We start from the raw sequence: 21,761 nt of genomic DNA, 5'->3' as shown, positions 1-21,761 counted from the left end.
TTCATTGTTCTGAAAAGAAGGTTGCTCCTTTTATAAAAAATATATAAATAGCTATGACAGCATATCTTATTATTTCTAGTAGTTTACATGAAAATAAATACCTAATTTTATAGGAAGGGGTAACAAACATGAATGAAAAAAAATTACACGTAGCTGTAGTCGGGGCTACTGGTGCAGTTGGACAGCAAATGATTGACACTCTTCAAAAAAGGAATTTCCCTATTGGGAAGATAAGTCTGTTATCCTCTTCTCGTTCAGCAGGTAAACAAATCGAATTTAATGGAGAGACCATAACAGTACAGGAAGCAAAGCCAGAGAGCTTTGAAGGGGTAGACATTGCCCTGTTTAGTGCTGGCGGAAGTATATCTAAAGCATTAGCTCCTGAGGCTGTTAAAAGGGGTGCTATCGTTGTGGATAATACAAGTGCCTTCCGTATGGACGAAAATGTTCCGCTTGTAGTTCCTGAGGTGAATGAGGATGATCTTCGTAAGCATCAGGGAATCATAGCTAACCCTAATTGTTCGACAATCCAAATGGTAGCAGCACTTGAACCAATCAGGAAAGCCTATGGACTTAAAAAAATTATTGTTTCCACTTATCAGGCTGTTTCTGGAGCGGGTGCAGCAGCTGTTGAGGAATTAAATACGCAAGCAAGCGATATTTTAGCCGGTAAGACTGTTAATCCATCTATATTACCTGTTAAAGGTGCGGAAAAACATTATCAGATAGCTTTTAATGCTATTCCTCAGATTGATGTTTTCGGTGAGAATGGGTATACATTTGAAGAAATGAAAATGGTAAATGAAACGAAGAAAATTATGCATTTGCCGTCACTGCAGGTAGCAGCAACATGCGTTCGCCTTCCAATCGCAGTTGGTCATTCAGAATCCGTGTATATAGAAATTGAAAATAACGGTGTCAGTGCTGAGCAAGTAAAAGAAATATTACTAAATGCTCCTGGAATTGTCCTTCAGGATGATCCCGCCAATCAAGTCTATCCAATGCCGGCAGATTGTGTTGGGAAGAATGAAGTTTTTGTTGGGAGAGTAAGGAAAGATTTGGACGAAGATGCCGGGTTCCATATGTGGGTTGTTTCCGATAACCTATTAAAAGGGGCCGCCTGGAATTCTGTTCAAATTGCAGAGAGCCTTATTCGATTAGGGCTAGTGTAATTATTGAAATGATAGGATATCTTGGCCTTCTTATTTTCTCTAAAGTAGGAAGGCTCATTTTGGGGTGTAAAAAGTGAAGATCATCATTCAAAAGTTTGGCGGTACCTCTGTAAAAGATGCAGAGAGCAGAGAGTATGCGTTTCAACATATAAAAAGAGGTATAGGCAAAGGGTACAAAATAGTGGTTGTTGTATCTGCAATGGGAAGAAAAGGTGATCCATATGCAACGGATTCCTTACTTTCACTTGTTAATGAAAAAGGAATGTACTTGGGGGAACGTGAGCAGGACTTGCTATTATCTTGCGGAGAGATAATCTCAGCGGTTGTATTTACCAATATGCTCTTAGAAAAAGGAATTCGAGCGACTGCCTTAACTGGCGGACAGGCCGGTTTCAGAACAAATAATGACTATACAAATGCAAAAATAATGGAAATGAAGACCGATAGACTGATTGATGAGCTAGGAAAATCAGACGTTATCGTTGTGACTGGTTTTCAGGGTATTGCTGAAAATGGCGATATTACAACGATAGGGCGCGGCGGCAGTGATACATCTGCTGCAGCCCTTGGAGCTGCACTGAAGGCAGAGTATGTTGACATTTTTACGGATGTAGAGGGAATTATGACAGCTGATCCCCGTATTGCGGAACAAGCCAGACCGCTGTCAGTAGTAACCTATACAGAGGTATGTAACATGGCCTACCAGGGGGCTAAGGTCATTCATCCACGTGCTGTTGAAATTGCGATGCAGGCAAAGGTGCCGATGCGAATCCGTTCAACCTATGCTGAAGGTGAGGGTACGCTGGTTACAGGTCATCCGAAACACCGTCGAGGCAGTGATATACAGGAACGTCTTGTTACTGGTATTGCCCATGTAAGCAATATCACTCAGATAAAAGTAAAGGCTAAGGAAGATCAGTATGATCTGCAGGCGGAAGTCTTTACAGCGATGGCGAATTCAGGCATAAGCGTTGATTTTATTAATATTTATCCAAATGGTGCTGTGTATACTGTCTCCAACAACGATGCTAATAAGGCAATTTCGGTATTACGTGAATTAGGATATGAGCCTGGTATCCAATCAAACTGTGCCAAAGTGTCTGTCGTTGGAGCCGGGATAACGGGAGTGCCGGGAGTAACAGCGAAAATTGTTACTCCATTATCAGAACGAGGCATACAGATTCTGCAATCCGCAGATAGCCACACAACGATATGGGTATTAGTTAAAGAAGAAGATTTAGTAGAAGCTGTAAATGCTCTTCATAATGCCTTTAATCTCCATTTAATGGACGATGATCTGTTTGAATGGGAAGAACTTGCGGAATAATAAAATATAAGATTGGAAGTGGAAATATGGGTCTTTTTGGACGCGTGTCCACCGCGATGGTTACACCTTTTGATAATAAAGGAAATATTGATTTTGGTAAGACTGCAAAACTCATAGATTACTTAATTGAAACAGGCACAGATTCACTGGTGGTTTCAGGAACTACTGGTGAATCCCCAACCTTGTCAACAGAAGAAAAAGTGGCATTATTTGAATATGTCGTGAAAATTGTAAACAAACGCATCCCTGTGATAGCAGGAACTGGCTCAAATAATACGTATGCGTCCATCCATTTAACAAAGAAGGCGGAAGCGGCCGGTGTAGATGCGATTATGCTTGTAGCGCCTTATTATAATAAACCAAACCAAGAGGGGCTATATCAACATTTCAAATCTGTGGCGGATGCTACTACTCTGCCGTGCATGATTTATAATGTGCCAGGCAGAACGGTGACGAATATTCATCCGGAAACCGTTATTCGCCTGTCAGAGATTCCGAATATTGTTGCTGTAAAAGAGGCCAGCGGTAATTTAAATGCAATGACAAAAATTATTGCCAACACACCGGATGATTTCGATTTATACAGTGGAGATGATGGTTTAACTTTACCTGTACTTTCAATTGGAGGAGCAGGTGTGGTCTCGGTGGCCTCCCATATAATCGGACGTGACATCCAAAAAATGATTGAACATTTCTACGCTGGTGAAATGGCTGAGGCAGCCCAAATGCACCAGAAATTACTGCCAGTCATTGAGGGGTTATTTTTGACACCAAGCCCAGCTCCTTTAAAGACAGCCTTGCAAATCAAGGGTATGAGCGTTGGGTCTGTTCGTTTGCCTCTTGTACCAATGAATGAAGTTGAACGGAACACATTGATAAATCTATTAAATACATTAAAATAATGCTTAGTTTGTCTGTTTTTAGAGTCTGTTGAGGATAAGCCAATCCAATGCGATTGGCTTATCTATCTATTTAGTACAATTTTATACATATTCTTTTTTATACATGTTTAGTTAGCATTGAAGATGTCTGCTTTTTTTGTTATGCCTATAGCAAACAAACAGCAGTGTATATATATTATGAACCTAAAGAAAAGCATATTTTCAAAAAAAGAACGATAGTCGGAATTCATAGATAAATCTAAAAAGATGATGTCAGTGGCATGCCGATACACTATCGGTTATAATGGATTCAACTGGAAAATGGACGAGTAGTTGATAACAGGAGGAACAATAAATTGGTTAAACAAATTAGACAGAAGATCAAAGTAATTGCATTAGGCGGAGCAGGAGAGATTGGAAAAAATATGTATCTCGTCGAAGTAGACGAAGATATATTTGTGCTGGATGCCGGGTTAATGTTTCCGGAAACCGAAATGCTTGGAATAGATGTAGTAATTCCAGATATCTCTTACCTTATCGAAAATAAAGAAAGAATTCAGGGGATTTTTCTATCCCATGGTCATGAGGATCATATTGGTGCACTCCCTTATATTATTGAGGAATTGGATGCACCGGTTTATGGTACAAGATTGAGCATAGAATTAACAAAATCCAAAATCGCAGAAATTAACGAAAATTTAAATGTTGACTTTGAAGTAATAGATTCAAATACATCCCTGCGTTTTTCTTCTGCAAGAATCACATTTTTCAAAACAAATCACAGCATTCCTGATTCTGTTGGAATCTGTATTGAAACAAAAGATGGTGCAATCGTTTATACGGGTGATTTTAAATTTGATCAGGCTGCCCAGGGACTTTACAAAGCGGAAATTGGCAAAATGGCAGCAATCGGTGAGTCAGGAGTTCTCTGTCTATTATCAGATAGCTCAGGAGCAGAACGGATTGGATTTACACCTTCTGAATCCCTTGTTGCAAGAAATATGTCTGATGAATTTTACAATGCAAAAGGCAGAATTATTGTAGCATGCTATGCATCTAATCTTAACGGTCTACAGCAAGTGTTCAATGCTGCGTTTGATAATCATAAAAAAGTAGCGGTTGTCGGTAAATCTATGGAAAAAGTATTGGAAATTGCCTTGGAATTTAATTATTTGGATGTCCATGAGGATGTGTTGATTCCGATAACTGAGATCGACCAATATGAAGATCGTGAAATAATTATCCTTGCGACTGGATTGCAGGGAGAGCCATTTGAAGCACTGCAAAAAATGGCTAAGCATGGTCATAAACAAGTTAATATTAAGCAAGGTGATACTGTATTATTGGCGGCTAATGCTGTCCATGGCGGAGAATTGCTTATGTCCAGGACTATCGATTTATTATTTAGAGCAGGTGCAAAGGTAGTAGCTGGTAAAAATCAAATCCATGTATCGGGCCATGGCAGCCAGGAAGAGCTAAAAATGATGCTTAACCTCATGAAACCGAAGTATTTTATTCCCATCCAAGGTGACTATAAAATGCTAATTGCTCATATGCGCATTGCAAAATCAATTGGCTTTAACCAAAATCAAATCCATATACCAGAAAATGGTGAGGTTATTGAAATAACAAATGACTCGATTGAAAGCGCTGGAAAAGTGACTGCTGGGAATGTTTTGATTGATGGAAGTGGCGTTGGTGATGTAGGAAATATTGTCTTGCGTGACCGCCGTTTGCTATCTCAGGACGGAATTCTAATTGTAGTTGTGACTTTAAGCCGTGCGGATAAGAGTATAGTAGCAGGTCCTGAAATCATATCACGTGGATTTGTGTATGTTCGAGAATCAGAATCATTAATGGAACAATCAACAAATATTGTGCGTGAGATTGTAATCAAAAATACTTCTAAAGACCATTTTGACTGGGCCGGAATGAAACAGGAAGTCCGTGATAGTCTAAATCATTATTTGTTCGATAAAACAAAAAGACGCCCAATGATTTTACCAATTATTATGGAAGTGTAAAAAAGGACGTAAATGGCTATCCAGCGGATAGCCATTTTTCTTATTCGGGTAAGTTCCTGGTGAAAAAGATAGGCTAGTTTATGAATTAAAGAAGAATGGGAGAGTGATACATAGTGATTACATTTGAACGCGTAACAGAAGAGAATTTATATATAGCAAAAGAAATGATGGATTCTAATTCTTCCTATTTTGATAATGAGTACGGTATATCGAAAAATAGGGAGGAAGTGTTAAAATTATTGACTTCAAACCAAGGTGATTATTTGATTAAAGCCGAGGATACGTATATTGGACTAACTGCTTTTATGGAGCATAAAGAGGAGCAGCTCGTTACGATTAATCTGATGATCATTCATGCAGATTACCAGGGATTTGGTTATGGTACTACAGCCTACTATGAATTGGAGGATCTATTTATCAAGCGTGGATTTAAAAAAACTACACTGAATGTGAGAAGTGATAACAACAGAATCAAATTATTTTGGGAGAGAAATGGGTATACAGCTAGTGAACAAGATACAAGTAATGAGAAAGATAGGGTTCATTACGAAAAGCATCTAGTTTAGTTTTAAGGTTACAGGCGGCTTGTTATAGAAAAGCCGCTCTGTTTTGTTTCTGCTCACATTTAAGACTGATGATATGGAAGTAATTTCACCAATCAAAAAAAATAAAAAAAATTTAAATGAAAACGGTTTATTCTCTTAGAAATGGGTATTATATAAATAAGAAAGGAGGAAACAATAAAGTTTAACACTTCAGGTGACTCAATCATATAGTGTTCGTTCCGTAAAAGGAAGCTTAAGTAATAAGAGTGAACGATATATGATCGAAACTATTTCTAAAAGGATTATGTGAATCTTAAACAAATGTGATAATGTGGTTTAATTCTAATGGTGAATTCTTAGGAAATTAACTCAAATGGGGAAGGATTGAAAGACAGATTTATACTGGATAGTAAGAAGTTTCAGTATAAAAAAGTCCAGATATGTTTAACCAAAAGCCTTTCACCGGATATTTTTCAAAAGGGTGGAGTTAATAATAATAGGATTCTTACCAAATGAAAAACCAAAAAAGGCAAGGTGATGGTCACAATTGGATAAGAGTGGAATGGTTGTTTAGTTCCACATAATCAGGATTGATTGAAATGGAAAATCGGGTATGAGTAACCAATAATTGAATATGCAGTGTGTTTTCAAGGTAAACGTAAAAGGTGTAAAGAAACCTTTATAATGCGGAACTAACACACTTCAGCTGAAAAGTTTGTACAGAAGTACCGGGCAGTAAAAAGTTATAATCAGCTGATGCATGGTTGAGTCTCCTAAGGTGTTAAACGATTGTTTCTCCTCAAGAATCCTAAATAAGGATTCTTTTTTTTGTATGTACTAAGTGCCCCTCAAATTGAATGGAAATGATTCCGCTGTACATACTAAAGGGGAGAGCGTTTTTGTAGAGGGGGATTAAGAGTGGATAAAAAGTTAGAGGTACCTCATGAGGAAAAGCCAGTGGATGATAATAAGGGAGCTCCCAGTGCACTTGTAGATAAGATACAAGCTTTGGGACAAACCAATGTGCCGCAGTTGCCAAAAGATTCAACCATCCATTGTTTAACGATTATAGGGCAAATAGAGGGTCATGTACAATTACCTCCACAGAATAAAACAACAAAATATGAACATGTTATTCCACAGCTGGTGGCAATAGAACAAAATCCTGATATTAAAGGGTTATTGGTTATCTTAAATACCGTTGGGGGTGATGTGGAAGCAGGGCTTGCTATGTCAGAAATGATTGCTTCTCTATCAAAGCCGACTGTATCTATCGTTTTGGGGGGAGGTCATAGTATCGGCGTCCCTATTGCAACTAGCTGTGACTATTCTTTCATAGCAGAAACAGCTACTATGACAATTCACCCTATTCGTCTTACAGGACTTGTAATCGGAGTACCCCAATCATTTGAATATCTTGATAAAATGCAGGATCGGGTTGTGAATTTTGTGGTCAAGCACTCAGACATTAATGAAGACACATTTAAGGATTTGATGTTTGCGAGAGGAAATCTTGCGAGAGATATTGGAACAAATGTAGTGGGGGAAGATGCTGTGAAAACAGGTTTAATTGATGAGGTTGGCGGAATCGGTGCAGCGATTTCAAAGCTTAACGAGATGATAAGAGAAAAAAGTGACTCTTCGAAAGGAGATTAAATATGACTTTTTATACAATTATGCCTTTGGATACTTTGATGTATGAAGAATTATATCAAGCCAGTCATGAAATGTTTAAGAAGGATGGTATTCCGTTTATTGGTGAAAGATTACCTAATGGAGCAGTAAAGGTTAACCGGATTATCAGTACAGATCCGAATGATTACTTATCAGAGACACTTGCGCCAGGAGCGGTAATTAACAACCTGTAATAGCAGTCAGTGTGTATTATTTATGCTATAATAAAGGGTGAACGGGGTAAAGGCAGCCAAGTTGGCTGCTTTCTTTCGTTTTTAATTCTATATGAAATACGGGTGGTCGAATGAGTAAGAAAAAAAAGAAATCTCGCTCCAAAAAAGGTGACCAAATAAAGTCAACTTTAAAATATGAAATATCGGGACTTTCTATATTTGGGTTTTCTGCGATTGCGATGGCAAAGCTTGGGGCAGTAGGTACTTCATTCGTGTTTCTTTCTAGGTTTTTTATGGGTGAGTGGTACATTTTACTTCTGCTTGGCTTAATGGTCTTTGGTGTGTTCCTAATGTGGAAAAGAGAGATTCCGTTCTTTTTTAAACGCCAGCTGGTCGGTATATACTTCATTATTTTAGCAATCTTACTCTCATCACATATTATTTTATTTGAGAATTTGTCCTCTAATAATGGATTTACCCAGCCAAGTGTCATTTTAAATACCTGGGAAATCTTTTGGATGGAATTACAGGGAACTGCAAGTACCATTGATCTTGGCGGTGGGATGATAGGTGCAATCCTTTATGCCGTCTTCCATTTTTTATTTGCAGATGCCGGCAGTAAATTTATTTCATTTTTATTGATTGTTGCAGGTTTAATTCTTATAACCGGTAAAGGCTTAAGTGATTCAATTGGCAAAGTACTTGGTGCGATTGGAAGATTTATCGTCAGCCAGTGGAAATCGTTTATGGCTGAACTGCGAGAGCCTAAGACTTCAAAGAATAAAAACAAAAACCAGAAAGCTAAAAGTAAAAGTGAATCGGTACAAGCTTCCTCAGTACTACAAGATGAGGGAAGTAATCCAGAAAAAGAAGATACACTTGAAGAAAGAATTATTTCGAATTTTGCTGATCGTGCCTATTTGGATGAGGAAATTGATGATAAGAAAAATGATGATCAGATAAGTAAACCAAATGATAGCACAGAAGCTCCTGCTGAACCTGTGCCACATATGAATTTTACAGAAGTTGAAAATGTGGACTATAAACTTCCAAAATTATCGCTATTGAAGTCACCAAAAAAAGCAGATCAAAGTGGAGAATATGAATTAATACATACAAATGCTGAGAAATTAGAGAGTACTTTTAAAAGCTTTGGAGTGAAAGCTAGGGTCACTCAAGTTCACTTAGGACCTGCAGTTACGAAATATGAAGTACATCCTGATGTAGGTGTAAAGGTTAGTAAGATTGTGTCATTATCAGACGATCTGGCATTAGCGCTCGCTGCTAAGGATATACGTATTGAAGCACCAATCCCAGGTAAATCAGCGATTGGGATAGAAGTGCCTAATTCAGATGTAGCAGTCGTTTCATTAAGAGAGGTTCTCGAGGTACAGCCTTCTGAAAAAAGCGGTTCTAAACTATTAATTGCTTTGGGTAGAGACATATCAGGTGAAGCAGTTTCTGCTGAACTGAATAAAATGCCTCACTTACTCGTAGCCGGAGCAACCGGAAGCGGGAAAAGTGTCTGTATTAACGGAATCATTACTAGTGTACTCATGAGAGCAAAACCACATGAAGTTAAAATGATGATGATTGATCCAAAAATGGTGGAGTTAAATGTTTATAATGGAATTCCTCATCTATTAGCTCCAGTTGTAACGGATCCTAAAAAAGCAGCTCAGGCATTAAAGAAAGTTGTTATGGAAATGGAAAGACGTTATGAGCTGTTTTCCCACTCAGGAACTCGAAATATTGAGGGGTACAATGACTTAGTGACGAGACAAAATTTAGAAGAAGGCGAAAAAAATCCTTTATTGCCATATATTATTGTCATTGTGGATGAGTTGGCAGACCTTATGATGGTTGCGTCCAGCGAGGTGGAGGATGCGATAACAAGGCTTGCACAAATGGCAAGGGCTGCAGGCATACATTTGATTATTGCAACCCAGCGGCCATCTGTAGATGTTATAACAGGAGTTATAAAAGCTAACATACCATCAAGGATTGCCTTTAGTGTTTCCTCCCAAATTGATTCAAGAACCATATTAGATATGGGAGGGGCAGAAAAACTTCTCGGTCGCGGGGATATGTTATTCCTGCCTGTAGGTGCGTCAAAGCCAGTACGGGTACAAGGTGCCTTTTTATCAGATCAGGAAGTGGAAGATGTAGTAGACTTCGTGATTTCTCAGCAAAGAGCCCAATATCAAGAGAATATGATTCCGGATGAAGTTCAGGAAACAGTAAGTGAATCAACAGATGACTTATATGATGAAGCCGTCAAATTAATTGCTGATATGCAAACCGCCTCTGTTTCGATGCTCCAAAGACGATTCAGGATTGGGTATACAAGGGCTGCACGTTTGATCGATGAGATGGAAGCTCGCGGTGTCGTTGGTCCGTATGAAGGAAGCAAACCAAGAACTGTACTTGTTCCCAAGGACTTCGATCAAGCTAGTAATTCATAAAAAGAGCAGTATAGATACCAAACCCGAAAGTTAGATTTAAAAACTAACTTTTGGGTTTTTTAGTATGTTAAATAACTGAATTTTGAACTGTAAAGAAATTTTATAAGTGAGTATTTTTTCAAAAAGTTATCAATAATTTTATATTAGGATAATTTATTTATTTTTACTTAAATTCATGTTAAATTAAAATCGAATTAGCAAACATATATATATATAATTATCAGGAAATAATTTTTCCGGATAAGAAGTACATGCACTTATTTATTGTACATATTTGTATAATACAAAAGCGAAAAATTGTACCCAAGTACACAATGCACCATTTAAGTATGGATTTTCTATAATCATTTAACAGATTCATCTAAAACGATGTTATGTGTAAAAGGATAGGGAAAAGCTCATACTATATGGAGCACCGACTAATTATTTTGGAGGTTGTTATGTTGAAAAAGAGTAAATTTGGACTGGCTTTGTCTCTTGTGCTAGCTGCTAGTACCATTCTTGGTGCTTGCGGAAGCAAAGAGGAGAGCAATGAAGGCGGCACGGCCAATGAGAAAAATAATTTCACTGTCGCAATGGTTAGTGACACAGGTGGTATTGATGACAAATCCTTCAATCAATCTGCATGGGAAGGTATTCAAGCTTTTGGTAAAGAGAATGGATTAAAAGAAGGTAAAAACGGCTATACCTACCTGCAATCTGAATCAGATGCTGATTACACCACAAACTTAAACCAACTTGTACGCCAAAAGTATAATTTAATATATGGTGTCGGATTCACAATGGAGGATGCAATTAAAGAAGCGGCTGATCAAAATCCGGATGGGAAATTTGCAATTATCGACTCAGTGGTTGAAGCTGATAACGTTGCAAGTATCACATTCAAGGAGCATGAAGGTTCATTTATTGTAGGTGTTATTGCCGGTATGCAAACAAAATCCAATAAAGTTGGCTTTGTAGGTGGAATAGAGAACCCGCTAATTCAAAAATTTGAAAAGGGCTTTATTGCTGGTGTTAAAACAGTAAATCCTAATGCTGAAGTACAAGTGAAATATACAGGAAGTTTCAGTGATGCATCTCTTGGTAAAGCAACAGCATCAGCTATGTATAAATCAGGTATTGATGTCATTTATCACGCAGCAGGAAATGGTGGTAAAGGAGTCTTCACTGAGGCAAAAAACATTAAGAAAAGCAATCCTGAAAAAGATATATGGGTAATTGGTGTAGATAAAGACCAAGCTGATGAAGGTGAAATCAGCGGTACAGACATGAACGTAACGCTCACCTCCATGGTTAAGCGTGTTGACTTAGCTGTACAAGAAGTTTCAAAACAAGCGATGGAAGGATCCTTCCCAGGAGGAAAGAACGTAGAGTTTGGTCTTGAAAATAATGGTGTTGATATTGCACCGACTAAAGATAACTTATCTGACGATATACTTAAAAAAGTTGATGAATATAAAGGTAAAATTAAGAATGGTGATATAAAAGTACCATCTACTCAAAAAGAACTTGATGCATTTTTAAAATAAGATAAAGGGATAAGGGCCTCGGTCCTTATCCCTTTAATCTCTAAAGGACCTATTAGGACTTAGCAAAGGGAAAATAGTTTTGAGGATGGACCACGATGCCAGTCTTTCGTAATTAGGCTAGAAGAATATGAAAGGTATTTTAGAAAAATATTAAAAGTCAGTCACATGGTACAAAAGGGTAGCCTAGCGATTAGATGGAAAATAGATATTTATTGAATTTTTTTTCAGTTTATGTTTTAACAGAATATTTATAATATATAAACTTTTTTTGTAGGAAAAAAGACTTACGTGAAAAAAAGTCAGATATACCAGGGTTTTTTCGACATTTCCGTGGAAAAAAACGGATAAGGTAACGCTTCCAAAATATGATATTTTTGTGAATAGCTATTTCTTTCTTTGGAAATACATGATAAATTATGAGTGGTTAGTAGATAACATCAATAGAATGAGAGTGGGAAATTTCCTGGGGGAAAAGAGTATGTCTATCAGACACGACAACCGACAATTATATCTGCAAGTAATCGACAAGATTAGACAGGACATAAGAACCGGTATCTATAAGGAGCATGAAAAATTGCCATCTGAGTCTGAATGGGCCAAAATACTCGGTGTGAGTAGAGCGACATTAAGAGAAGCACTCAGAATTTTGGAAGAGGATAATGTGATTATACGCAGGCATGGGGTAGGTACTTTTGTGAATTCCACTCCTTTATTCTCTTCGGGAATTGAACAATTAAAGAGTGTGACAGATATGATTTGCGAAGCGAACATGAAACCAGGAACAATTTTTTTAAACTCATTCATAGAGGGTGCAACAGAAGAAGATATGCGAAGGTTCGACTGTCAAATTGAGGATCAGTTTTTAGTAATCGAGCGAGTCAGAACTGCTAATGGGGAACCTGTCGTTTATTGCTTGGACAAGATACCTGTTCGTGTGTTACCGGAACCATCTCTTTATCAAGAGGAATCATTACTTCATGTCTTAGAAAGAACTGCCGGTATACAAATTACATACGCTGTGGCTGATATCGAACCACATGGCTATCACGAAAAGATTTCACCTATTTTAAATTGCAAATTGGACACTGCTCTGCTTTTACTAAAACAAACTCACTATGATAGTAAGGACAAACCATATCTATACTCGGCCAACTTCTTTAAAGCGGATACATTTCGCTTTCATATTTTGCGTAAAAGAACATAATTTATGCGCAAAATAAGAGAACTACTGCCAAAAAAATATAGGGGGTTAAGACCTTGAAAAAACGCAAATTTGGAATGGCATTGTCACTAGTTCTGGCTGCGGGCACAATTTTAGGTGCTTGTGGAAACAAAGAAGAGAAAGGTAACAGCAGTGAAACAGAAGGTAAGGACAATTTCACAGTTGCCATGGTAACAGATACAGGCGGGGTTGATGACAAATCCTTTAACCAATCCGCTTGGGTAGGTATACAACAGTTTGGTAAAGATAACAATCTTGAAAAAGGTAAAAACGGTTATGATTACCTCCAGTCCAAATCTGATGCTGATTACACTACTAACTTAAATCAGCTGGTACGACAAAAATTTGACCTTATTTATGGGGTAGGTTTCTTATTGTCTGACTCCATTACAGAAGTTGCCGAGCAAAATCCTAAGAGCCAATTCGCATTAATTGATTCTGTTGTAGATGTTGATAACGTGGCAAGTATCACATTCAAAGAGCATGAAGGATCCTTCCTGGTAGGTGTAGTAGCCGCGATGCAAACTAAATCCAATAAAATTGGATTTATTGGTGGAGTTGAAAGTGAACTTATTAAAAAATTTGAGAGCGGATTTATAGCAGGTGTTAAATCAGTTAAACCTGAGGCAGATGTTCAGGTAAAATATGCAGGTGATTTTAATAAAGCTGATATTGGTAAAGCTACAGCACAAGCAATGTATAAATCCGGTATTGATATTATCTACCATGCAGCCGGCGGAACAGGTAAAGGCGTATTTACAGAAGCAGTTAACATCACTAAAAATGATCCAAGCAAAGAAATCTGGGTTATTGGGGTTGACTCTGACCAAGCAGCATTAGGTGATGTACCTGGTACAGACAAAAATATCACATTAACATCTATGATTAAACGTGTTGATTTGGCAGTTGTGGAAGTATCCAATCTTGCTAAGGAAGGCAAATTCCCTGGCGGAGAAAATGTTGAATTTGGTTTAGAAAATGATGCAGTTGATATCGCACCTTCACAAGAAAACTTGTCAGATGAAATTAAAACTAAAGTTGCAGAATATAAAGAAAAGATTAAGAGTGGAGAAATTAAAGTACCATCTACTCGTGAAGATTTAGATACATTCTTAAAATAAGCACTTCCTAGTAAGGGATGAGGATGTGATCCTTATCCCTTGCGATTACCTTGGCTGATGTCAGTCTGACATCAGACCTTTAAGCAATATGGTAAAGGAAAGGTTGCTAAAACTAGATTGGCAACTTTTCTTTTGTCATCTTACTTATGAATCTTCTCTGGAAAAAGGAGTGAAAAAACTGTGGACTATGTTATTGAGATGTTGCACATCCGTAAAGAGTTCCCGGGCATCGTCGCAAATGATGATATCACCTTGCAATTAAAAAAAGGTGAGATTCATGCGTTGTTGGGAGAAAATGGTGCAGGAAAATCCACGTTAATGAATGTCTTGTTCGGTCTTTACCAGCCAGAACAAGGGGAAATCCGTGTAAATGGTAAGGAAGTAAAAATTACAAGCCCAAATATTGCAAATGACTTGGGCATAGGAATGGTGCATCAGCATTTCATGCTTGTTGATACGTTCACAGTAACAGAAAACATTATTCTTGGTAAGGAGCCCACCAAAGGTGGAAAAATTGATTTAAAAGAGGCTGCCCAGGAAGTTAGGCAGTTATCAGAAAGATATGGATTGAAAATTGATCCGGATGCCAAGATTTCTGATATCTCTGTAGGTATGCAGCAAAGGGTTGAAATCCTTAAAACTCTATATCGTGGAGCTGACATTCTTATTTTTGATGAACCTACAGCCGTATTGACACCACAGGAAATCAAAGAGTTAATACAGATCATGCAAAATTTGATCACTGAAGGTAAATCCATCATACTGATTACTCACAAACTTAAAGAGATTATGGAAGTCTGTGACCGTTGTACGGTTATTCGTAAAGGAAAAGGAATTGGTACTGTAAATGTCAGTGAAACGAATCCTAATGAATTAGCGAGTCTGATGGTAGGGCGAGAAGTGGTTTTTACAACTGTGAAGCAGGATGCAAATCCAAGTGGAGAGGTATTGAATATACAAGATCTTGTAGTTAAAGACTCCCGTGGTGTTGAAGCAATTCGAAGCCTTAACCTATCCGTTCGTGCAGGAGAAATTGTGGGGATTGCAGGTGTCGATGGAAATGGACAATCTGAGCTGATTGAAGCAATCACTGGCCTGAGAAAACCAGAATCCGGTACCATTTCTATAAATGGGACTGAAATCCAGAAGAAGAGTCCAAGGAAAATTACAGAAACAGGAATTGGGCATATTCCTCAGGATCGACATAAATATGGTCTTGTACTAGACTATTCAATTGGCGAGAATATGGTTCTCCAAACATATTATCAAAAACCACTTTCAAAATGGGGAATCTTAAATTATAAAAATATCTTTAATAAAGCTCGTACTTTAATTAAAGAGTTTGATGTTCGTACTCCAAGTGAGTATACTCCGGCAAGAGCTTTGTCTGGAGGAAACCAGCAAAAGGCGATCATTGCTCGTGAAATAGATCGAAATCCTGATTTGTTAATTGCTGCTCAGCCAACACGTGGCCTTGATGTAGGAGCTATTGAGTTCATTCACAAACGTTTAATTGAGCAACGAGATCAGGGGAAAGCAGTATTGCTTGTTTCCTTTGAGCTGGATGAAATTTTAAATGTTAGTGACCGTATTGCTGTTATATATGAAGGTTCCATTGTGGCTATTGTTGATCCTAAGAAAACGACTGAACAGGAACTCGGATTATTAATGGCAGGAAGTAAGGTTAAGGAAGCGGGGAAAAGCTAATGTATAAAAGATTATCGAACTTATTAATCCCTGTTATAGCTGTCTTGCTCGGTTTAATCGCAGGTGCTATCGTAATGTGGGTCAGCGGTTATGATCCGATAGCTGGTTATGGAGCTTTATGGGATGGTATATTCTATGATTCCTATGCAATAGGTGAGACAATCCGTCAAGTGAGCCCTTATATACTTGCAGGTTTAGCCGTTGCCTTTGCATTTAGGACTGGACTTTTTAATATTGGTGTTGAGGGCCAGTTTTTAATGGGATGGTTAGGTGCTGTTTGGATTGGAACGTTATTTACTGACCTTCCTAAAATCATCCATTTGCCGCTTGCGGTCATTGTTGCTGCTTTAGCTGGTGCTTTATGGGCATTCATTCCAGGTCTCTTAAAAGCTAAATTTAGAGTGCATGAAGTTATAACAACCATTATGATGAACTACATTTCTCTTCATGTAGTTAACTATATTATCACTTACGTTTTAACAGATAACATGGACAAAACTGAAAAGATTGCTCCATCAGCATCTTTACGTTCTGACTTTTTAGCTGAAATGACGATTAACTCTAGATTACACTGGGGATTTGCGATAGCTATTCTTGGAGCAATCATAATGTGGTTTTTATTAGAGAAAACAACAAGAGGCTACGAATTAAAAGCTGTCGGTTTTAACCAGCATGCATCTAAATATGCAGGTATCAGTGTAGATCGCAATATAGTTTATGCCATGCTGATCTCTGGTGCTTTTGCAGGACTTGCTGGTGCTATGGAAGGACTTGGAACATTCGAGTATATTGGTGTAAAAGGGGCGCATACAGGAGTAGGTTTTGACGGAATCGCAGTTGCATTACTAGGTGCTAATACAGCGATTGGAGTTGTGCTTGCAGCTTTATTATTCGGTGGATTGAAATATGGTTCATTAAATATGCCAATGGAAACTGGAATACCAACTGAAATCATTGATGTAGTTATAGCTTTAATCATATTCTTTGTTGCATCCAGTTATGTTATTCGTCTCATGCTGAGAAAGTTTAGCAAGAAAAAGGGGGTGGAATAAGTGAGTTTTTTAGAGATACTAGCGATACTTGTTCCTTCTACACTTGTTTACGCCTCTCCACTTATTCTGACAGCCCTCGGTGGTGTATTTTCTGAGCGTTCTGGTGTAGTAAATATTGGATTAGAAGGTTTAATGGTAGTTGGTGCTTTTACAAGCATTGTATTCAACTTGACATTTGCAGATACATTTCATGAATGGACTCCTTGGATTTCATTAGTTGTAGCTATGGTAGTTGGTGGGATTTTCTCCCTATTGCATGCAGTTGCATCTATAACATTCAGGGCTGACCAAACAGTCAGTGGGGTAGCCATTAATATGTTGGCGCTTGGAGCTTGTATGTTCCTTGTGAAATTAGTTTACGGAAAAGGACAAACTGATAAAATTGCTGAACCATTTTACAGTTTTGATATACCTGGTTTAAGTGATATACCTGTATTGGGTAAAATTTTATTCTCAGATGTATATTTAACCTCGATTCTGGCGATTGTGATTGCTGTGATTTGCTGGTATGCCATTTATAAAACACCGTTTGGTTTACGCCTTCGTTCAGTTGGTGAACATCCAATGGCCGCTGACACAATGGGGATAAACGTTAATAAAATGCGTTATATTGGTGTTATTTTAAGTGGAATTCTGGGAGCGTTGGGTGGAGCTATTTATGCTTCGACTATTGCTTTAGACTTTACTCATGCGACAATATCCGGACAAGGTTTTATGGCGCTTGCAGCTATGATATTCGGTAAATGGCATCCAATTGGTGCAATGGGCGCAGCGTTATTCTTTGGATTTGCGCAATGTTTAAGTATTGTAAGCTCAATGCTGCCATTCTTTAGTGACATTCCGAATGTATATATGTTAATTTTGCCATATGTATTAACGATTCTGGCTTTAACAGGATTTATTGGACGTGCAGATGCTCCAAAAGCATCCGGTACGCCATATATCAAAGGAAAACGTTAAAAGGTAAACTCATTCATGATTTAATCAAAGACAAGTGCTGTTCTTATTGCAAGAGCAGTCCTTGTCTTTTTTTTTCTAACCTAAAGCGTGTCGATTTTAATTAGATCGAATTTAGAAGAAAGAATGAAAGAAGGTCAGGGTCAGTTCCTTGATTTACATTCCATTTAACCTGTATATTCAAACTAAAGGTTTAAAAAAAATCCTTGAGACGAACAATATGGTTAAGAACCTGCATAACATTGAGTAAAGGGAGGTCAAAAATATGGCAGTTATTGATGAGATTAAACTAAAACAAGCTGGCATTACGATTCATTTTGTACCAACTAAGAAATTTAAAACAACGACGCTTGTTTGGAAGATGAAAGCACCTTTAAAGGAAGAAACCGTTACATATAGAGCTTTGTTGCCAAATGTCCTGCAAAGTAATACAGCTGCATATCCAACATCTACAGCTTTCCGCTCCCATCTAGATCAATTATATGGAGCCAGTCTTTTTACAGATGTCAGTAAAAAAGGCGAATATCATATTATGAGTTTTCAAATGGAAATGGTAAATGAACGATTTTTATCCAAGCCTGAACCGATGTTGGAACAAGCGTTTAAGCTTTTACATGATGTTTTGATTAATCCTAATGTAAAGGGAGATGCTTTTGATGCGGATACAGTTGCAAAGGAAAAGCGTGCTCTGAAACAAAGGCTGCAGGCTGTATATGATGATAAAATGCGTTATTCTTCATTACGCTTAACTCAGGAAATGTGTATGGAAGAAAATTATCGGCTGGAAGCAAACGGGATTATAAGCGAAGTCGATGAAATCACTCCTGAATCCCTATACAATTATTATAAAAAAGCGTTTGCCAAAGATGAATTGGACCTCTATGTAATTGGGGATTTGGATGAAGCCAGGGTAACGCAAATGTCTAGTGAATACTTTCAGTTCGCGGAGAGAAAACCTGAACGGGTTATGCATAATAAACATGATATCCTTGAAGTGAAAGAACTGAAAGAAACGCAGGATATCAAACAGGGTAAGCTGAATATTGGCTACCGAACAAATATCACTTATGGCGATCGAGATTATTTTGCTTTGCAAATGTTTAATGGGATATTTGGAGGGTTTTCACACTCTAAACTTTTCATAAACGTTCGTGAAAAAGCAAGTTTGGCGTATTATGCCGCATCACGACTTGAAAGTCATAAAGGTCTTTTAATGGTTATGTCCGGCATTGATAATAAAAATTATAATCAGGCAGTAACGATCATAAAAGAACAAATGGAAGCTATGAAAAAGGGCGAATTTTCGGATCAAGAAATGGAACAAACAAAAGCAATCATTAAAAATCAATTGCTCGAAACGATCGACACCTCCCGTGGTCTAACAGAAGTTCTATATCATAATGTGGTTGCCGCTGTTGATAAACCATTGGATGATTGGTTGTCTTCGATTGATAGAGTAACAAAGGATGAAATTGTGGCTTGTGGAGAAAAAATTCAAATGGATACGATCTATTTTTTAAGTGGAGATGAGGTGACTGAGTAATGGAGAAAATACTATTTGACCAGCTTCAGGAAGAATTATATTTCGAAAAAATGGATAATGGTTTGTCTGTGTACATCCTTCCGAAAAAAGGATTTAATAAGACCTATGCCACTTTTACAACTAAATATGGATCAATCGATAATCATTTTAAAGAGCCCGGTGCAGATGAATATTCCAGGGTCCCGGATGGAATTGCACACTTCCTAGAGCATAAATTGTTCGAAAAAGAAGATGGTGATGTATTCCAGCAGTTCAGTAAACAAGGTGCAGCGGCCAATGCTTTTACATCCTTTACTCGAACAGCGTACCTTTTTTCCAGTACAACGGATGTAGAGAAAAATTTAGAAACATTAGTTGATTTTGTCCAGGAACCATATTTCTCGGATAAGAGTGTGGAAAAAGAAAAAGGGATTATTGGCCAGGAAATTACCATGTATGATGATAATGCAGATTGGAGATTATATTTCGGTATTATTGAAAACCTATATCATAATCATCCTGTGAAAATTGATATAGCTGGTACCATTGAGTCGATTTCAGGAATAACAAAAGAACTGCTCTATAAGTGCTACAATGCATTTTATCATCCAAGCAACATGCTTCTGTTTATTACAGGGCCATTGGATCCGGAAACAATCATGCAGCAAGTTCGTGACAACCAGGCTAAGAAAAACTTCGATAAACGTGGGGAAATCGAACGGAAATTTGATGCAGAGCCGGCTAATGTCGCTACTAAAAAACGCTCAACCAATATGCATGTCCAGACGCCTAAGTGTGTGGTTGGATTGAAGGCAAATAATCCAACTCTCCAGGGGATTGATTTATTAAAACAAGAGCTATCTATCAGCCTCTTTCTGGATATGACTTTTGGAAAAAGCTCCGAGTATTATGAAAAACTATATTCTGAAGGGTTAATTGACCATTCATTCTTTTATGATTATACACAGGAATATGGATTTGGATTTGGAATGGTCGGCAGTGATACAGATAAGCCGGATCATTTAGAGGAAGAATTGAAAAATATTCTTTTTGCGGCCCGCGAAGGAAAAATTGTAACAGAGGAAAAATTAAATTCAATTCGTAAGAAGAAAATTGGTGCCTTCCTCAGGTCATTGAATTCACCTGAATCGATAGCCAATCAATTTACACGATATGCTTTTAATGACATGAAGCTATTTGATGTTGTGACTGTTTTGGAAGCTTTGACCTATGATGAAGTGAATAAAGCAGTACAGGAATTTATAGATGAGGATAGAATGTCAGTATTTCAAATACTTCCATCCTGAATGGGTAAGAGCCAAGCCGTAATGGTTTTGGCTCTTTTTGTATTTAAATTTGTTTATATAATACAAGGTAAACGGACAATTAACCAGCTTAACTGATTCACTGGTTTACGATAACTATTTGGTAGGATTAAAGAAGCTTATATTAGAAACAATTGACTATTTTCAATTGGAGGTTTTACTTTTCATCTTCAAGCTTTATAATGAAAAGTATTGTAAGTGTTATTTACGGCAAGGGGTTTTTATTATGAATGGAAAATATGCACTCATTACGGGTGCTAGTGGAGGAATTGGTCAAGCAATTGCATTACGTTTGGCTGCAGAGGGCTGGAATCTATATCTCCATTATAACCGTAATCTTAGCGGAATTAATTCGCTTTTAGATCAGTTAAAACCATTTCAAATACAGGTGAAAGTAATTCAGGCTGATCTAAGTAAAGATGGCGGACATCAAGTTATAATTGACGAAATTAATCAAATTGATACGATAATACTAAATAGCGGTGACAGTCATTTTGGTTTAATAACAGATATAACCGATGACCGAGCCAAACAGATGGTTTCATTACATATTACATCTCCCTTTTTATTGACTAAAGGACTAGTTCCTAAGTTAATACAAAAAAAAGATGGCAGTATCATTGCCATTACTTCTATTTGGGGAGAAGTGGGTGCTTCCTGTGAAGTTCTTTATTCAATGGTAAAAGGTGGACAGAATTCTTTTATCAAGGCACTTGCGAAGGAGCTTGCACCTTCTGGAATCCGTGTAAATGCTATATCACCCGGTGCAATTTCCACACCTATGCTCAATCGATTCGATTCTGAAGAGCTTAGAGAATTGGAAGAAGAAATCCCAATGGGGCGGCTGGGGCATCCGAAGGATATCTCTGGAGTTGTTTCCTTTGTCCTCTCAGAAGACTCCAGTTATATAACAGGGCAGATTATCAGTGTGAATGGCGGATGGAATACATAAGTATTTAATGCTACACTATGTATTTTGCTTTCCACTCGTCAGTAAATCAGATATGATAGGATATAGGGAAAATATTGAAGGAATTTGTCAAATATTTCTCTTAGGGGGAACGG

General features: G+C 37.7%; 17 protein-coding genes. All 17 read left to right on the top strand.

All coding sequences use genetic code 11. The features are described from left to right. Window positions 1–128: 128 nt before the first annotated feature. The 17 genes from asd (at window position 129) to ymfI (ending at window position 21,648) form a co-directional block, all read left to right on the top strand. Window positions 129–1,172 (top strand): aspartate-semialdehyde dehydrogenase, encoded by a 1,044-nt coding sequence (asd, locus tag FHY45_RS06690; RefSeq protein ID WP_066100321.1) that lies wholly within the window; start codon window positions 129–131, stop codon window positions 1,170–1,172. Window positions 1,173–1,245: 73 nt separating this feature from the next. Continuing rightward, a complete protein-coding gene (dapG, locus tag FHY45_RS06685) occupies window positions 1,246–2,499 on the top strand; it encodes an aspartate kinase (RefSeq protein ID WP_139891220.1) in 1,254 nt (417 codons plus the stop codon). Window positions 2,500–2,525: 26 nt separating this feature from the next. Beyond that, window positions 2,526–3,401 (top strand): 4-hydroxy-tetrahydrodipicolinate synthase, encoded by an 876-nt coding sequence (gene dapA / locus FHY45_RS06680; RefSeq protein WP_066100317.1) that lies wholly within the window; start codon window positions 2,526–2,528, stop codon window positions 3,399–3,401. 335 nt (window positions 3,402–3,736) lie between these two features. After that, window positions 3,737–5,404: a ribonuclease J gene (locus FHY45_RS06675; protein ID WP_139891219.1), complete on the top strand. Its 1,668-nt coding sequence runs from the start codon at window positions 3,737–3,739 to the stop codon at window positions 5,402–5,404. 113 nt (window positions 5,405–5,517) lie between these two features. Next, window positions 5,518–5,970 carry a GNAT family N-acetyltransferase gene (locus FHY45_RS06670; RefSeq protein WP_139891218.1) on the top strand — a complete coding sequence of 151 codons (453 nt, stop codon included), beginning with the start codon at window positions 5,518–5,520 and terminating at the stop codon, window positions 5,968–5,970. 936 nt (window positions 5,971–6,906) lie between these two features. Beyond that, entirely contained in the window at window positions 6,907–7,605 is a 699-nt protein-coding gene (locus tag FHY45_RS06665) for a ClpP family protease (protein ID WP_373925464.1), read from the top strand. Between the two features lie 2 nt (window positions 7,606–7,607). Further along, window positions 7,608–7,817 carry a YlzJ-like family protein gene (locus tag FHY45_RS06660; protein ID WP_139891216.1) on the top strand — a complete coding sequence of 70 codons (210 nt, stop codon included), beginning with the start codon at window positions 7,608–7,610 and terminating at the stop codon, window positions 7,815–7,817. 110 nt (window positions 7,818–7,927) lie between these two features. Further along, entirely contained in the window at window positions 7,928–10,261 is a 2,334-nt protein-coding gene (locus tag FHY45_RS06655; RefSeq protein ID WP_139891215.1) for a DNA translocase FtsK, read from the top strand. 443 nt (window positions 10,262–10,704) lie between these two features. Beyond that, window positions 10,705–11,790: a BMP family lipoprotein gene (locus FHY45_RS06650; protein ID WP_066102259.1), complete on the top strand. Its 1,086-nt coding sequence runs from the start codon at window positions 10,705–10,707 to the stop codon at window positions 11,788–11,790. Between the two features lie 478 nt (window positions 11,791–12,268). Continuing rightward, window positions 12,269–12,994, top strand: a complete 726-nt coding sequence (locus FHY45_RS06645) for a GntR family transcriptional regulator (RefSeq protein ID WP_066100299.1) — start codon at window positions 12,269–12,271, stop codon at window positions 12,992–12,994. 53 nt (window positions 12,995–13,047) lie between these two features. Then, window positions 13,048–14,133: a BMP family lipoprotein gene (locus FHY45_RS06640; protein WP_066100296.1), complete on the top strand. Its 1,086-nt coding sequence runs from the start codon at window positions 13,048–13,050 to the stop codon at window positions 14,131–14,133. A gap of 180 nt (window positions 14,134–14,313) precedes the next feature. Next, window positions 14,314–15,840 (top strand): ABC transporter ATP-binding protein, encoded by a 1,527-nt coding sequence (locus FHY45_RS06635; RefSeq protein WP_066100293.1) that lies wholly within the window; start codon window positions 14,314–14,316, stop codon window positions 15,838–15,840. Then, window positions 15,840–16,892: an ABC transporter permease gene (locus tag FHY45_RS06630; RefSeq protein ID WP_066100291.1), complete on the top strand. Its 1,053-nt coding sequence runs from the start codon at window positions 15,840–15,842 to the stop codon at window positions 16,890–16,892. Before FHY45_RS06635 ends, FHY45_RS06630 begins: the two co-directional genes overlap by 1 nt. Beyond that, window positions 16,893–17,852, top strand: a complete 960-nt coding sequence (locus FHY45_RS06625) for an ABC transporter permease (RefSeq protein ID WP_066100288.1) — start codon at window positions 16,893–16,895, stop codon at window positions 17,850–17,852. It abuts the gene before it with no gap. A gap of 262 nt (window positions 17,853–18,114) precedes the next feature. Beyond that, window positions 18,115–19,392: an EF-P 5-aminopentanol modification-associated protein YfmF gene (gene yfmF, locus FHY45_RS06620; protein ID WP_139891214.1), complete on the top strand. Its 1,278-nt coding sequence runs from the start codon at window positions 18,115–18,117 to the stop codon at window positions 19,390–19,392. Beyond that, window positions 19,392–20,678, top strand: a complete 1,287-nt coding sequence (yfmH, locus tag FHY45_RS06615; protein WP_139891213.1) for an EF-P 5-aminopentanol modification-associated protein YfmH — start codon at window positions 19,392–19,394, stop codon at window positions 20,676–20,678. Before yfmF ends, yfmH begins: the two co-directional genes overlap by 1 nt. A gap of 244 nt (window positions 20,679–20,922) precedes the next feature. Beyond that, on the top strand, window positions 20,923–21,648 hold the full coding sequence (ymfI, locus tag FHY45_RS06610; RefSeq protein WP_066100280.1) for an elongation factor P 5-aminopentanone reductase: 726 nt from the start codon (window positions 20,923–20,925) through the stop codon (window positions 21,646–21,648). Window positions 21,649–21,761: the final 113 nt, after the last annotated feature.

Source organism: Bacillus sp. D386 (assembly GCF_006346415.1).
Note: the sequence above shows the minus strand (reverse complement) of the source record. Positions and strands in the feature narration are given on the sequence as shown.

Coding starts and splice junctions, on each gene's coding strand:
- yfmF (WP_139891214.1), top strand. CDS start 18,115: ATGGCAGTTATTGATGAGATTAAACTAAAACAAGCTGGCATTACGATT.
- FHY45_RS06645 (WP_066100299.1), top strand. CDS start 12,269: ATGTCTATCAGACACGACAACCGACAATTATATCTGCAAGTAATCGAC.
- FHY45_RS06660 (WP_139891216.1), top strand. CDS start 7,608: ATGACTTTTTATACAATTATGCCTTTGGATACTTTGATGTATGAAGAA.
- ymfI (WP_066100280.1), top strand. CDS start 20,923: ATGAATGGAAAATATGCACTCATTACGGGTGCTAGTGGAGGAATTGGT.
- asd (WP_066100321.1), top strand. CDS start 129: ATGAATGAAAAAAAATTACACGTAGCTGTAGTCGGGGCTACTGGTGCA.
- FHY45_RS06655 (WP_139891215.1), top strand. CDS start 7,928: ATGAGTAAGAAAAAAAAGAAATCTCGCTCCAAAAAAGGTGACCAAATA.
- yfmH (WP_139891213.1), top strand. CDS start 19,392: ATGGAGAAAATACTATTTGACCAGCTTCAGGAAGAATTATATTTCGAA.
- FHY45_RS06630 (WP_066100291.1), top strand. CDS start 15,840: ATGTATAAAAGATTATCGAACTTATTAATCCCTGTTATAGCTGTCTTG.
- dapA (WP_066100317.1), top strand. CDS start 2,526: ATGGGTCTTTTTGGACGCGTGTCCACCGCGATGGTTACACCTTTTGAT.